A 14040-nucleotide genomic window follows, 5' to 3' on the forward strand; every position below is an offset into this window, starting at 1 on the left:
AGGATCATAATATATAGCCGAACCAGCCGAAGTCGCGAGGTGCAGCCGAAGATTCTTCAGAACGCTTCCGCTGCCAGTTCCATCGTGGTCGCGCTGCCGCTCTGGATGCGCGCCAAATGCACGGCCGTCTCCGGCAACAATTTCTCCATGAAGAAGCGGCCGGTCACGAGCTTGGTCGAGAGGTAAGGTGTCGCGCCGCCGGTAGCGATCTTGTCCTGCGTCACCTTTGCCATTCGTGCCCACATGTAGCCGAGCGCGACCAGGCCGAACAATTTCATGTAGTCGGTCGCGGCGGCGCCGGCATTGTCGGGCTTGGTCATCGCGTTCTGCATCAGCCAGCCGGTCGCCTGCTGCAGATGGCCGAGCGCGGCCGAGAGCGGCGTCACGAACGGCTTCATGGCTTCGTCCGCGGCATGCTCCTTGGCGTAAGTACCGACTTCACCGAAGAACGCCATCACCGCGCGGCCGCCGTCGCGCGGCAGCTTGCGGCCGACGAGGTCGAGCGCCTGGATGCCATTGGCGCCCTCATAGATCATGGAGATGCGGGCGTCGCGCACGAACTGCTCCATGCCCTGCTCGGCGATGTAGCCGTGGCCACCGTACATCTGCTGCGCCAGCACGGTGTTGGCGAAGCCGGTGTCGGTGAGCACGCCTTTCAGCACCGGCGTCATCAGGCCCATATGGTCGTCGGCTTCCTGGCGGTCCTTGGGATCGTTGGAGCGGTGGGCGACGTCGCTTTTCAGCGCGGTCCAGAGCACCATGGCGCGCGCCGCCTCGTTGAAGGCGCGGATCGTCAGCAGCGTGCGGCGGACGTCGGGATGCACGATGATCGGGTCGGCCGGCTTGTCCGGCGACTTCGCGCCGGTGAGCGAGCGGCCCTGCAGGCGCTCGCGCGCATAGGCCACCGCGTTCTGGTAGGCGACCTCGGACTGCGCCAGCCCCTGCACGGCAACGCCGAGCCGGGCCTCGTTCATCATCACGAACATGCCCTGCATGCCCTTGTTCTCCTGGCCGATCAGCCAGCCGGTGGCATTATCGTAATTCATCACGCAGGTGGAATTGCCGTGAATGCCCATCTTGTGCTCGATCGAGCCGCAGGTAACGCCGTTGCGTGCCCCGAGCGAGCCGTCGGGATTGACCAGCACCTTCGGCACCACGAACAGCGAGACGCCCTTGATGCCGGCCGGTGCGCCTTCGATGCGCGCAAGCACGAGGTGGATGACGTTGTCGGTAAGGTCGTGCTCGCCGGCGGAGATGAAGATCTTGGTGCCTGATATCTTGAAGCTGCCGTCGGCCTGGCGTACGGCCTTGGTCCGCAACAAGCCGAGATCGGTGCCGCAATGCGGCTCGGTGAGGTTCATGGTGCCGGTCCATTCGCCCGCCACCATCTTCGGAACATAGGTTTTCTTCTGCTCGTCGGTGCCGTGCACCAGCAGCGCCGCGGTCGCGCCCATGGTGAGCCCGCCATACATCGAGAACGCCATGTTGGCCGAGATCTGGAATTCGTTGACCGCCTGGCTCAGCGTCACCGGCAGGCCCTGGCCGCCATATTCGGTCGGCGCCGAGAGTCCGAGCCAGCCGCCTTCGGCCACCTGCTTGAAGGCTTCCTTGAAACCTTTCGGCGTCGTCACCGAGCCGTCGTCATGGCGCTTGCAGCCTTCGAGGTCGCCGACGCGATTGAGCGGCTGCAAGACTTCTTCGGAAAGCTTCGCCGCCTCGCCCAGGATCGCTTCGCGCACGTCGGCCGATGCATCGGTGAAGCCCGGCAGGTTGTCGTAGCGGTCGATCTGGAAAACGTCATTGAGCAGGAAGCTCACATCTTCGACTGGGGCTTTGTAGATCGGCATGGCGTGCTCCGGCAGGCGGTTTTTGAATTTGGCGCCGCAGGCAAAGCTCTCGCGACGCTGCGACCACTAAGGTTCCCGAAACCGACCTTAGACCTTTCGGTGTTCCGGGAAAGCGATTATCGAGATCAGGACTGCGGCTGAGATCATGATCCGATTGGACGGAATCGGATCATGATCTCATCTCTTTGTTTGAGCATGATCTTTTCGGAAAACCGGTTCCCACTTTTCCGGATCATGCTCTGGGCTGCGACTTGGCGGCGCTGGCATCACCGGCCTGCCGCATCAGCTCTTCTCCCATCAGCCGGTGCAGCAGGTTGATCGCCTTCAGCGGGCGCACCATCACCTTGAAATGCGTGATCCGTCCCTTCGCATCGAAGGTGATGATGTCGACCCCGTTGATCTTGATGCCCTCGATCTCGTTCTCGAATTCGAGCACCGCGCCGTTATCGCTGCGCCATTCGCCGCGATAAACGAAGCCGGGGCCACCCAGCACCTTTTCCGCGCTCGATAAATATTTGAAGGTGATGTCGCGTCCGCGCTGCGGCGTGTGCACGACGGGGCTTTCGAACACGGCGTCGGGGTGAAGCAGATCCCAGAGCGCTGTGCGATCATGGGACTTCATGTAAGCGTACCACTTGTCGAGGCCGGTCATTGTCATAGACGTCTCCTCTCGGCGGAACGTGCGATCGCCCAACGTTGGCGGGGCCTGTTTAGTCCTGACCGTCGATATGCACATTGACGCATATGCGCCTATGTGCATAAAGTCAAGGATGGTCGAGGCGGTAGAAAAGGGAGTGGCGACCAGTGGCGCTGGGTGACGCGATCCTCGCATGCCTGACCGAACGTCCGATGACGGGCTACGAGCTCGCCAAGACGTTTGACGCGTCCATCGGCTTCTTCTGGAAGGCCGACCATCAGCAGATCTATCGCGAGCTTTCCAAGCTGCGCGACCGCGGTCATGTCCAGGCCCGCGAGGTGGTCCAGTCGGGCAAGCCCAACAAGCTCGTTTACACACTGACCCCCGAGGGTAAGGCCGCGCTGCGGCACTGGGCGGCGCGTCCGAGCGTGCCGGCGTCGATCAAGGACGACCTCCTGGTGCGGCTCTACGCGCTCGACAGCGTCGATATCGAACCGCTGCGCACCGACCTGATGGCGCGACTGGAACATCACCGCGACCGCTACGAGCGCTACGAGCGCCTGCTCAACAAACGTTTCCCGCAAGGCACGGCCTCGCCCGCCGATATGGGCAAGCTGCTCGGGCTTCGTATCGGCCTTCGCCATGAGCGCGTCGTGGCGGAATGGTGCGAGGAGGCCATCGAGGCGCTCTCCGCTCTGGCCAACCGGGCGGCCGTTCAGCCGCTCAAAACGGGCCAGGGCGAGGATTAGCTCTCTGTCGCCCCGGGCTTGACCCGGGGCCCATAACCACAGGGAGATGTGATGCGGGGACTGGAACTGCTTTCTCGCGCCATAACAATTGCCTGTGGTTATGGATCCCGGCTCAAGGCCGGGACGACAGCGGAGAGCGCATCGGTTCCGCACAACGGTAACTTTAGAGCCCCGCGGCGCCATTCCTTAACCCGTTCTTTACCCTAACGCGAAAAAGTCGGGAGCTGAGGCAGACGCCCCGCGCGAAATTCGATTTTCTCTTCAATCGGGACGTGCGGGAGGCTGCAGGCGTGGGTGTGGACGCCTTAGTCGGGACCGGACGGAATCATGAATTCGCGCGTATCGTGGAGTGTTGACGGCATCGATCCATCCGTCCGCGAAAGGGCCGAGGCAGCGGCCCACCGCGCGGGCATGTCGCTGAACGACTGGCTCAATTCCACCATCGGCGAGCCGGCGCCGCCGCATTTCCGCAATACCCAGTCGCAGCCGGCGATGGCAAGCCAGCAAACCCGCGACGTCGCCGACATTCATCAGCGGCTCGACGCGATCACCCAGCAGATCGATCGACTGTCGCGGCCCGCGCCGCGCAACGACACCCCGCGCAGCGACGCCACGCGCGGCCAATCCAACGTCGCGCGCCAGCTCAACGACGCGATCTCGCGGCTCGACGCGCGGCTGTCGCAGATTTCAAATCCTGCCGCGGCGCGCCAGCCCCAGATGGCCGCAGCGCAGCAGCCGCAGATGCCGGAACGACAGCGCCAGGCGGAAGCGGTCGAGCGTGCCGCCGCGAAGGTCTACCGTCCGTCACCGCCGCTAAGTCCCGCTTCTTTCGATTCCGCAATTGCGGAGATCGCCGCGCGCCAAAACGAACTCGACGGTCCACCGCCGCGGCAGATGCCGCCGCGCCACGCCCAGCCGACGGGCCCAAGCGCTGCGCCGATGGCCGCGCATGCACCTCCCGTTGCAGCGGCACCTGCCGCGGTGGAACCGGCTGGCCCGGATTTCTCCTCGCTGGAGCGTTATCTGATCAAGATCACGAGCCAGATCGAGGCGCTGCAGCGGCCCGATCACGTCGAGCAGTCGATCGCCGCGTTCCGGAGCGAGCTTGCGGAAATCCGCTCGGCGATCACCGAGGCGATGCCGCGCCGCGCGATCGAATCGCTCGAAAGCGAGATCCGCTCGCTGTCGCATCGCATCGACGACAACCGGCAGAACGGGGCCGACAGCCAGGCGCTCGCCGGCATCGAGCGCGCGCTGTCCGAGATCCGCGAGGTGCTGCGCTCGCTCACCCCCGCCGAGCAGCTCGCGGGCTATGACGAGGCGATCCGCAATCTCGGCGCCAAGCTCGACCTGATCCTGCGCGCCAACGACGATCCTTCGACGGTGCACCAGCTCGAGAGCGCAATCGCGGCGCTCCGCGCGATCGTCTCCAATATCGCCTCCAACGACGCGTTGGCGCGGCTCACCGAGGACGTGCAGACGCTGTCGGCCAAGGTTGACGAGCTCGCACGCGCCGGCAACCATGGCGATGCCTTTGCGGTCCTCGAACAGCGGATCGCCGCCCTGGCCTCGACCCTGGAAAGCCGCGAGCGCCCGGCGCCAACCGAGCACTCGCAACATCTCGAAGATGCCGTGCGTGCGCTGTCGGAGCGCATCGACCGTATGCAGGTCGGCAACGACAGCGCGTCCGCATTCGCCCATCTCGAACAGCGTGTTTCCTATCTGCTCGAACGCCTGGAAACCTCTTCCAATCCTCATTCCGGCAATTTCGGCCGCGTCGAGGAAGGGCTGCAGGACATCCTGCGCCATCTCGAACGCCAGCACGCCAATCTGGTGTCGCTGGCCGAGGCGAACCGCAACGTCGGCACACCGGCGCCGCAGCCGCTCGACCCTGGCCTCGTCGACATGGTCAAGCGCGAATTGTCAGATATCCGCTACAGCCAGTCGGAAACCGACCGCCGCACGCAGGATTCGCTCGAAACGGTGCACAATACGCTCGGTCACGTGGTCGATCGCCTCGCGATGATCGAGAACGATCTGCGCACGGTGCGCGCCGTGCCTGCCGCACCGCCGCCGGCGCCCGAGTCGCCGCGCGCCGCCATGCCGCAGACAATGGTGCCACAGCCGAAGCCTGAGCTGCCGAATCCTGCGGCGCAGCAGCGCTTCACGGCGGAGGAACACTTCGCAGCGGCGCCGCGCGACTTCCATGCGGCCACGCCGCCCGAGCCGGCGCCCGTTCCGCCGCCGCTGCCGCCGCGCGCGATCAGCGAGATCCTGGAGCCGCACGCCGCGGTGCGCGCCGCACTCGAGCCGGACCTGCCGCCGGATCATCCGCTCGAGCCGGGCACGCGCCCGACCGGACGGGTGTCGACGCCGACCGAACGGATCGCCGCGTCGGAGAGTGCGATCAGCGAGATTACGACAGGCAAGAAGGAGCCGGTCTCTACGTCGAGCTTCATCGCCGCCGCCCGCCGCGCCGCGCAGGCCGCGGCCGCCCAGGCTGCCAACGAGAAGGGTGGGCGCGGTGGGGCCAAGGCGACAGCCAAGGCCAAGCCCGTCGACAAGACCAAGGCTCAAGACAAATCCGAGGGCAAGGAGACCTCGACCCTCACCTCAAAGATCCGCTCGCTGCTGGTCGGCGCGAGTGTGGTGGTCATCGTGCTCGGCGCCTTCAAAGTGGCGATGATCCTGCTCGATAGCGGCACTGCTTCGCAGATGCCGCCGATGGAGAGATCGAGCGATGCACCCGCCGCGGCACAGCCGCCGGCCGACAGTGCCGCCGCCGCACCAGCGCCCGCGCCGGCTCCTGCAGCGCCATCGATGACCTCGCCGACCCCGCTCGGCCGGCAATCCAACAACAGCACCGCGCCGAACATGCTCGACGGCGCGCAGGTGGCAATCCCGCCGGCGCCCGCGCCTTCCCCATCTCCCGTTGCGAGCAATGACATCACCGGCACGATCCCTGCGCCCCCCGTGGCGCCGAGGGGCGGCCGGCTCACGATGGTGCAGGTGCCGCCGAGCGAGCGGCTGCCTGACGGCATCGGCGGACCAGTGCTACGCGCCTCGGCGCTAAGGGGCGATCCGGCCGCGGCCTACGAGGTCGGCGTGCGCTTCGCCGAAGGCAAGGGCGTTCCGACCAATTATGACGAGGCCGCAAAGTGGTACGAGCGCGCCGCGCAGGCGGGCGTGGTGCCCGCGATCTTCCGGCTCGGGACCTTCTACGAGAAGGGGCTCAGCGTGAAGAAGGACGTCGACACCGCGCGGCGCTACTACGTGCAGGCCGCTGAGCGCGGCAACGCCAAGGCCATGCACAATCTGGCGGTGCTCGATGCCGATGGCGGCGGCAAGGGCGCCAACTACACGAGCGCGGCGCAGTGGTTCCGAAAGGCCGCCGACCGCGGCGTCGCCGACAGCCAGTTCAATCTCGGCATCCTCTATGCCCGTGGCATTGGCGTCGAACAGAACCTGGCCGAGTCCTTCAAATGGTTCAGCCTCGCCGCAGCCCAGGGCGACGCCGACGCCAGCCACAAACGTGACGATGTTGCCAAACGCCTCGACGCACAATCGCTGGCCGCGGCCAAGCTCGCGATCCAGACTTTCACCGCCGAGCCGCAGCCCGACGACGCAGTCAACGCCGCGACCCCGCCGGGCGGCTGGGACTCGGCGACCGTGCCGCCCAATGCGGCAAAGCCCGCGGCCAGGGCGGCGACGGCGAAGCGGACCGCCTCGATCGCGCATTAAAATTATGACAGGCGCGCGACGCCGCGGCTCGGCGTCGCCATATGTATCTCAACGCTGAAGCTGTGTAGAAAAGCCGCGCCACCGTGCGGGTAGTCAGCGCCGAGAGGACCAGTTTGTCAGCCCAAGATCAGGAAGGTCGCTACCGAAGCTCGCCGACCGGGCCCCGTGTGGCGCCACCACGTCAGTCGATCAATCAGCCCAGGGTGCGGCCACCTCAGCGGCCAGCCTGGAGGTGGTCGATGTGGTCGATTGTCATATTCGTCCTCCTGATCTCCAGCGTCGGCATCCGCGCCTATCGGGACCTGTCGGGGCCCGATGCCTGGGCGTATTGGAAAGACCAGTATTTTTCGCCGAGCCTGAGTTCGCAGTTGATCACCAAGGCCGATCTCGGCGGGCCGGTCGGCTCGCGACCCGCTTTGGCCATCAGGGGAGAGATCGGCCCGGCCGCCGCGAACTGGTTCCGCGACAGGCTGGATGCAGCCCATCTTGCGCCCGGCGATGTTGTCCTTCTGTCATCTCCCGGCGGCGATCTGAATCAGGCGCTCATCATCGGCGAAATGATCAGATCCCGCGGGCTGACGACCGCCGTCGGCGTCGCCGATGCTTCGGGCCGGGTGCGGCCGGCCTATTGCGCCAGCGCCTGCGTGCTCGCCTATGCCGGTGGCACCACCCGCTACGGCATCGAGGGCTCGATGCTGGGCGTCCACCGGTTCGTCACCACGGCGCCGGTTGCCGATCCCGTCGCCGACACCCAGCGCGTCACCGGTGCCGTCCTGCACTACATGACCCGGATGGGCGTCTCCTCGACCATCGTCGAGGCGATGTCACAAACCAGGGACATCCGCTGGCTCGGCACCAGGGAGGCCGAGGCGATGAACCTGATCACCGATCCCATCGGCCGGCTGTGAGGCGAGGCCCGGCGCACGTGCGACAAAAAAGCCCGCATTCGCGGATTCTATAGTCCCTCGTCGCGGCGATTTCGGTTATGCAGGGTTGCGGCAACCGATCCGCGCCCGCTTCCGCGTCGGATTCCGCTGCCCGCAAGCTCGATCAGAAAACCGCGCCGTGGGATGGCCGTGCGCCAGCCCCGCTGGCGCATCATAAGAAGCGACCGCGCGTGCAGCTCTACCTCCCGATCGCCGATATTCCCGTCAATATCTTTCTCGTGCTGGCGATGGGCGCGGCGGTCGGTTTCGTCTCCGGCATGTTCGGGATCGGCGGCGGCTTCCTGATGACACCGCTGCTGATCTTCATCGGCATCGCGCCGGCGGTCGCGGTTGCCTCCGTCGCCAGCCACATCGCGGCCTCCTCCTTCTCCGGCGCGATCTCCTATTGGCGCCGCCGCGCGATCGATCCGACGCTGGCGCTGATCCTGTTGAGCGGCGGCACGATCGGCACCGCGCTCGGCGTATGGACCTTCACCTATCTGCGCTCGCTCGGCCAGCTCGACCTGATGATCGGGCTGTCCTATGTCGTGCTGCTCACCGCGGTCGGCGGGGCGATGGCCTATGAGGGCCTGCGCGCGATGCTGCGCGCCCGCGGCGGCGGCACCGTCACGCTGCGCCGCCCGGGCAGTCACGGCTGGATCCATGGCCTGCCGCTGAAGATGCGCTTCAAGCGCTCCAAGATCTATCTCTCCATCATTCCCGTCATCTTCGTCGGCCTCGTGATCGGCTTCATCGGCGCCATCATGGGCATCGGCGGCGGCTTCATCCTGGTACCCTTGATGATCTACCTGCTGCGGGTGCCGACTTCGACCGTGATCGGCACCTCGATGGTGCTGACGCTGGTGACGATGATCTTCGCGACCCTTTTGCACGCGGTGACTAACCACCTGGTCGACGCCGTGCTGGCCCTGATCCTGATGGTCGGCGGCGTCACCGGGGCGCAGTTCGGCGCGCGGGCGGGCCAGAAGATCCGCGGCGAGCATTTGCGGCTGCTGCTCGGGCTCCTGGTGCTCGCGGTCGGCATCCGCTTTGCGGTCGAGCTCGTGATCCGTCCCGCCGATCTCTTCACCATCCGCGAAGCCGGCGGAGGCTCGCCATGATCGCGCGCCCCCTCCTTGCTTTCGCCGGCCTGCTGGCTGCGATCCTCGCGGCACTCCCCGCACATGCCGAGCGGCTGATCGTCTCGGTGTCGAACCACCGCGTCACGGTGACGCCGAACTATTCCGGCGAGGAACTGGTGCTGTTCGGGTCGGTCGAGAGGGATGCCGACACGCCGCCCGGCCGCAACAACTACGACCTCGTGGTGACCGTGATCGGCCCGCGCGCCGATCTGGTGACGCGGCGCAAGGAGCGCAGATTCGGCATCTGGATCAACACCGATTACCGGCAGTTCCTGCAGGTGCCGAGCTATCTCGCGCTGTTCTCCAACCGCCCCTTCGACCAGATCGCTTCGCCGGAGGTGCAGCGGCGCCAGCAGCTCGGGCTCAACAACGTGCTGCTGATGCAGCGCGTCGGCCCCGACTATGCCGACGTCGTTCCCAACGACGTCTTCCGCAGCGCCTTCGTGCGGCTGCGCTCCGAGCGCGGGCTTTATCGCGAGGAGACCTCGGCGGTGACGTTCCTGACCCCGACCCTGTTCCGCACCACCATTCCACTGCCGGCCGAGGTGCCGATCGGCACCTACAATGTCGAGATCAAATTGTTCACCGACGGCGCGCTGGTGACCAAGGCCGATACCGCCTTCGAGATCGTCAAGGTCGGTTTCGAGCAGTTCGTCGCCAATACCGCGCGGCAGAACGGTCTTGCCTACGGCCTCGTCACCGCCGCCATGGCGCTGATGACCGGCTGGATGGCCTCGATCGTGTTCCGGCGCGATTGACGGCACGCACAAGATCAGTCCGGCCGGAACACCGGCAGCGCGATGCGCACCCGTGTGCCGCCGCCCGGCGCTTCCATCATGTCAATTGTCCCATCATACGCCTCGACCAGACTGCGCACGACCGCAAGTCCAAGCCCCGCGCCACCGGTCGCGCGATTGCGCGAGGCTTCGAGCCGATTGAACGGCTCCAGCATGGCTTGCCGTCGGTCGGCGGGAATCCCCGGCCCCTCATCATCAACAGTGAGAATGACGGAGGCCCGCTCGAGCTTCATCCGCACATGCGCGGCGTGACCGTATTTCAACGCATTGTCGATGATGTTCGCCACGATACGCCGCAACGCGAGCCGGTCGCCGAGCACGATCGCGCCTTTGGCTGCCTCGTCCATCGCAACGTCAACGCGACCGCCTTGGGCGCGCCTGTCGTCGGCTTCCGCACTGACGACGGGCGCAAACTCGACCATCTCCTGGGAAAGCTGCCCGGCGCCAACGCGGCTCGACAATAATGCATCGTCCAGCAGACGGATCATGTCATCGATATCGGCGATGGCGCGCTGCTGCTCGACGGCATCAGGGATCTTGTCGACGCGCAGACGGAGCCGCGTCGCAAAGGTCCGGACGTCGTGCGCGATGCCACCGACCAGCGTCATGCGCGCGCGCATCATTTCGCCCAGCCGCGCCTGCAGCCGATTGAACGCTGCGATCACCGCGCGGATCTCCGGCGCGCTGCGACGCGCTTCGGGAAGCGGCGGCGGATCGGCCGACAGGTCCACCCGATCGACGGCCGCTGCGAGCCGCGCCAATGGCCGCGTCTCCCGCTGCATGACCAGCAGGGCGATCAGCCCGATGATGGTTCCGATCAGTCCCGCACCGAGGCCGACCGGCAGGCCGAGCCGCGTGACCGGCAGCCGTGTGGATGCATCGACGACAAGCGTCTCCCCGCTATGCAATCCAATCCTCAACTCGACGGCATTCGATATCGCCCTGCGTAACCGCGGAAACCGCCGGCCATTGCTCGCTGCGGACGCCCTAGCGACGCTGACGTCACGTCCAGGCAGCGCGTTGGCGTAGAACTCGCGCAGCCGCGCCTGCGCGTCCTGCACGTCAGGCTGCGGGTCCGGGGTCGCGCCGGCGGCATCGAGGCGCACGGCAAATTGCGGGGATGACAAGGCCTGCAGGATCAATTGACGCATGTCCGGGGCCGATCGTTCGATCAGCTCCGCGATCGCCGAGAGCCGCATCGGAGAGGGTCGCGCAAATTCGCCTTCCCGCACCGACGTGAGATAGAAGACGGTGGTGATCAGGAGGCTGATGACGAAGAGCGCGACGATCGCGATCAGGGCTAGGCGCGTTGCCAGCGTCACGCGCAGCATCACGACACCTGCTTGACGATCGCGGTGAACAGATAGCCGCCGTTGCGCACGGTGGTGATCAGGTTCGAGCCGGGGCTTGCGGCATCGAGCTTCTTGCGCAGCCGCGAGATCAGCATGTCGACCGTGCGGTCGAACGGTTCGGCAGACCGGCCCCGCGTCCAATCGAGGATCTGGTCCCGGGTCAGGACGCGGCGCGGCCGCTGCACAAAGCAGCCCAACAGATCGAACTCGGCGCTGGTGAGTGACAGAGCGGCTTCGGCCGCCTCGCCGAACTGGATGCTGCGCGAATCAAGGTCGATCACGAACCGATCGAACGCGTACCGACGGGCTGGAAGCTTTGCCGGCACCACCTTGACGCGGCGAAGGATGGCGCGCACCCGCGCCAGCAATTCGCGCGGCGCAAACGGCTTTGACAGGTAATCATCGGCGCCCATCTCGAGACCGACCACGCGGTCGATCTCGTCGCTCTTGGCCGTCAGCATCAGGATCGGGATATCGGCGTCCACGCGCAGCCGCCGGCAGATCGACAGCCCATCCTCGCCCGGCAGCATCAGGTCCAGCACGATCAGGTCGGGACGCATCCGCTGCAGCACCGCGTCCATCGACTTGCCGCTGTCGGCGCACTCGACCTCGAATCCTTCACGCCGCAGGAGGTCGGCAACCAGCCGGCTGATCTCGGGATCGTCCTCCACGATCAGAAGCGAAGCTTGAGACGCTGTCATGGCCGCATTTTGGACAAGGTTGTGCACGGCGCAAGGCTGCGGCCTGCGTTGTTACACACTGTTACACGGCATCGACAAAGCGATACCGGCCGTTGCGCTCCAGCAATATCGCGCTGACACGCCGCCTCCAGTCTCCACGCATGGCTACCGCAACGGCAGCCGCTATCCATCAAGGAGACCGCGACCATGAAGAAGCTTCTCGCCATGTCCACGCTCGCCGGCCTGCTCTCGATCGCCGGTATCGCCGAAGCCAGCGCCTGGACCCGCTATGGCACCTTCTACGGCCCGCGCGGGGTGTCGACCGTGCGCGTGAGCGGCGGCTGTGGCTATGGCTACTGCTCGCGCACTGCGGTGCGCACCGGCCCGTACGGCAACACCTACGTCCGCCGGACCACGGTCTCGCGCTGGTAAGCGCTCTGACTGCCCGATGGGTCGGGCAGTCGTTCCACGACATATCGACATCAGGAGAACAGCATGTCCGTTTCTTCCGCCGTCCTGGCGCCGCTTCGCATCCTGTCCGCACTCGCGCTCGCCGCAACGGTGACCGCCAGGGCATCGCGGGCCGAAAACTTGGTCCCGACGCAATTGCGCAGCGAGACCCGAGCCACGATGCAGGCCTGCCGCGGCGATTACAGCCGTCTGTGCAGCAGTGTGTCGCCCGGAGGGGGCCGCATCATCGCCTGCCTGCAAAGCCATGCGAGCGAACTCAGTTCGGGTTGCGCACAGGCTCTCCCGCGGAAAGACGGCGCCGCCGGCACAACGCCGAAGTAACCGAGCTAGACCGCGCCGAGGAACCATCCCGCACCCATCGCAACCACGCTCAGCAGCATCGCCACGGTCGACAGCCAGCCGAGCCAATAGAGCGGGCCGGTGATGACATACCGGCCCATCACGTCGTGGCGGCGGGCCATCGCCATCAGCAGCACCATCACGGGAACGGCGAGCACGCCGTTGATGACCGCGCTCCAATACAGCGCCGAGATCGGGTTGATCGGCGTGAAATTGAGCGCGATGCCGAAGCCGGCCGACAGCGCCAGCACGGCATAGAATGCGGCGGCCTCCTTCGGCTTGCGCGCCAATCCCACCGGCCACCGACGTCCCTCACCGACCGCATAGGCGGTTGCGCCCGCGAGCACGGGAATGGCAAGCAGCCCGGTGCCGACGATGCCGAGCGCGAAGATCGCTTCCGCAAACGGGCCGGCGATCGGACGCAGCGCCTCTGCCGCCTGCGCCGAGCTCTGGATGTCGGTCTTCCCTGCCACGTGCAAGGTCGCAGCGACCGTGACGATGATCGAGAGCGCGATCAGGTTCGAGAACGCCATGCCGACGATCGTATCGGCGCGGATGCGGGAAAACTCCTTCCGCGCGCCATAGTGCTTCTCGATCAGCGGCTGCTTCCTGGTGTCGACGCGCTGGTCTTCGGCCTCCTGCGAAGCCTGCCAGAAGAACAGATAGGGCGAGATCGTGGTGCCGAAGATCGCGACGATGGTCGTGAAATAGTTCTCGCTCCAGGAGAACCTTGGAATGAATATGCCGGCAAGCGCCTCGCGCCAGGAGATATGAGCGAAGGCAAGGGCCGCGACATAGGCGAACAGGCTGAGCGTCAGCCATTTCAGCACCGCGACATAGCGCTTGTAATCGAGGATGATCTGAGCGGCCACCGACGCCACCCCAAAGAGCAGCACGTAGAGGATCGCATGCCCGCCGACCAGGAGCGTCGTCGCATCCGCCATGGCGCCGAGATCGGCTGCGATGTTGATCGTGTTGGCAATGAACAAGAGCGCGACCACGATGTTGAGCAGCCACAGCGGATAATGCCGGCACACATTGCCCGAAATGCCGTGACCGGTGACGCGGCCGACGCGGGCCGAAATCTCCTGGATCGCCACCATCAGCGGGAATGTGAACAGCATGGTCCAGCCGATGCCGTAGCCGAGCTGCGCGCCGGCCTGGCTGTAGGTGCCGATCCCGGACGGGTCATCGTCGGAGGCGCCGGTGATCAGGCCGGGGCCGAGCGATTTCAGGAAGCGCTTGAGATCGAAGGGCTGGCGCGGCTTGGCCTTCGGGGCCGGCTTATTGCCGGGCTTTACGTGATTGCCAGTCGATGCCCTGTGTTGCGCCATGCCCGGTCCAGTCGCCGCGACAACG

The 14040-nt window shown here is 65.9% G+C and carries 12 protein-coding genes; 7 read left to right on the top strand and 5 right to left on the bottom strand.

Going from position 1 to position 14040, the window contains the following annotated elements:
* Positions 1 to 56: 56 nt before the first annotated feature.
* Together ACVJGD_RS25170 and ACVJGD_RS25175 are read right to left on the bottom strand one after the other, a co-directional pair.
* Complete coding sequence (locus tag ACVJGD_RS25170; protein WP_456636830.1) at positions 57 to 1847, bottom strand: acyl-CoA dehydrogenase C-terminal domain-containing protein; 1791 nt, start codon at positions 1845 to 1847, stop codon at positions 57 to 59.
* Positions 1848 to 2079: 232 nt separating this feature from the next.
* Positions 2080 to 2505: a nuclear transport factor 2 family protein gene (locus tag ACVJGD_RS25175; RefSeq protein ID WP_456636831.1), complete on the bottom strand. Its 426-nt coding sequence runs from the start codon at positions 2503 to 2505 to the stop codon at positions 2080 to 2082.
* 146 nt (positions 2506 to 2651) lie between these two features.
* On the opposite strand from ACVJGD_RS25175, the gene ACVJGD_RS25180 reads away from it, so the two are divergent.
* The 5 genes from ACVJGD_RS25180 (at position 2652) to ACVJGD_RS25200 (ending at position 9800) form a co-directional block, all read left to right on the top strand.
* Positions 2652 to 3233, top strand: a complete 582-nt coding sequence (locus tag ACVJGD_RS25180) for a PadR family transcriptional regulator (RefSeq protein ID WP_456636832.1) — start codon at positions 2652 to 2654, stop codon at positions 3231 to 3233.
* Between the two features lie 327 nt (positions 3234 to 3560).
* Entirely contained in the window at positions 3561 to 6974 is a 3414-nt protein-coding gene (locus ACVJGD_RS25185; protein WP_456636833.1) for a hypothetical protein, read from the top strand.
* A 239-nt stretch (positions 6975 to 7213) separates the two neighbouring features.
* Complete coding sequence (locus ACVJGD_RS25190; protein WP_456636834.1) at positions 7214 to 7882, top strand: hypothetical protein; 669 nt, start codon at positions 7214 to 7216, stop codon at positions 7880 to 7882.
* 209 nt (positions 7883 to 8091) lie between these two features.
* Positions 8092 to 9021, top strand: coding sequence for a sulfite exporter TauE/SafE family protein (locus ACVJGD_RS25195; RefSeq protein ID WP_456636835.1), 930 nt, complete (start codon positions 8092 to 8094; stop codon positions 9019 to 9021).
* Positions 9018 to 9800, top strand: coding sequence for a TIGR02186 family protein (locus ACVJGD_RS25200; protein WP_456636836.1), 783 nt, complete (start codon positions 9018 to 9020; stop codon positions 9798 to 9800). The genes ACVJGD_RS25195 and ACVJGD_RS25200 overlap by 4 nt, the downstream gene beginning before the upstream one ends.
* A gap of 14 nt (positions 9801 to 9814) precedes the next feature.
* Here the strand turns inward: ACVJGD_RS25200 and ACVJGD_RS25205 are convergent, their stop codons facing one another.
* Complete coding sequence (locus ACVJGD_RS25205) at positions 9815 to 11170, bottom strand: ATP-binding protein (RefSeq protein ID WP_456636837.1); 1356 nt, start codon at positions 11168 to 11170, stop codon at positions 9815 to 9817.
* On the bottom strand, positions 11170 to 11892 hold the full coding sequence (locus tag ACVJGD_RS25210) for a response regulator (RefSeq protein ID WP_456636838.1): 723 nt from the start codon (positions 11890 to 11892) through the stop codon (positions 11170 to 11172). The genes ACVJGD_RS25205 and ACVJGD_RS25210 overlap by 1 nt, the downstream gene beginning before the upstream one ends.
* A gap of 186 nt (positions 11893 to 12078) precedes the next feature.
* Between ACVJGD_RS25210 and ACVJGD_RS25215 the strand changes: the two genes are divergently transcribed.
* Both ACVJGD_RS25215 and ACVJGD_RS25220 read left to right on the top strand, forming a co-directional pair.
* Positions 12079 to 12303, top strand: coding sequence for a hypothetical protein (locus ACVJGD_RS25215; RefSeq protein WP_456636839.1), 225 nt, complete (start codon positions 12079 to 12081; stop codon positions 12301 to 12303).
* A 63-nt stretch (positions 12304 to 12366) separates the two neighbouring features.
* Positions 12367 to 12663 carry a cysteine rich repeat-containing protein gene (locus ACVJGD_RS25220; protein ID WP_456636840.1) on the top strand — a complete coding sequence of 99 codons (297 nt, stop codon included), beginning with the start codon at positions 12367 to 12369 and terminating at the stop codon, positions 12661 to 12663.
* Between the two features lie 5 nt (positions 12664 to 12668).
* Here the strand turns inward: ACVJGD_RS25220 and ACVJGD_RS25225 are convergent, their stop codons facing one another.
* Positions 12669 to 14015 carry an NRAMP family divalent metal transporter gene (locus ACVJGD_RS25225; protein WP_456636841.1) on the bottom strand — a complete coding sequence of 449 codons (1347 nt, stop codon included), beginning with the start codon at positions 14013 to 14015 and terminating at the stop codon, positions 12669 to 12671.
* Between the last annotated feature and the right edge of the window lie 25 nt (positions 14016 to 14040).

This window comes from Bradyrhizobium sp. USDA 10063 (genome assembly GCF_054063735.1).

Bases quoted from the DNA above. Each gene is read 5' to 3' on its own strand.
- ACVJGD_RS25170 (WP_456636830.1), bottom strand. From the start codon at position 1,847: ATGCCGATCTACAAAGCCCCAGTCGAAGATGTGAGCTTCCTGCTCAAT.
- ACVJGD_RS25175 (WP_456636831.1), bottom strand. From the start codon at position 2,505: ATGACAATGACCGGCCTCGACAAGTGGTACGCTTACATGAAGTCCCAT.
- ACVJGD_RS25185 (WP_456636833.1), top strand. From the start codon at position 3,561: ATGAATTCGCGCGTATCGTGGAGTGTTGACGGCATCGATCCATCCGTC.
- ACVJGD_RS25190 (WP_456636834.1), top strand. From the start codon at position 7,214: ATGTGGTCGATTGTCATATTCGTCCTCCTGATCTCCAGCGTCGGCATC.
- ACVJGD_RS25200 (WP_456636836.1), top strand. From the start codon at position 9,018: ATGATCGCGCGCCCCCTCCTTGCTTTCGCCGGCCTGCTGGCTGCGATC.
- ACVJGD_RS25205 (WP_456636837.1), bottom strand. From the start codon at position 11,170: ATGCTGCGCGTGACGCTGGCAACGCGCCTAGCCCTGATCGCGATCGTC.
- ACVJGD_RS25210 (WP_456636838.1), bottom strand. From the start codon at position 11,892: ATGACAGCGTCTCAAGCTTCGCTTCTGATCGTGGAGGACGATCCCGAG.
- ACVJGD_RS25215 (WP_456636839.1), top strand. From the start codon at position 12,079: ATGAAGAAGCTTCTCGCCATGTCCACGCTCGCCGGCCTGCTCTCGATC.
- ACVJGD_RS25220 (WP_456636840.1), top strand. From the start codon at position 12,367: ATGTCCGTTTCTTCCGCCGTCCTGGCGCCGCTTCGCATCCTGTCCGCA.
- ACVJGD_RS25225 (WP_456636841.1), bottom strand. From the start codon at position 14,015: ATGGCGCAACACAGGGCATCGACTGGCAATCACGTAAAGCCCGGCAAT.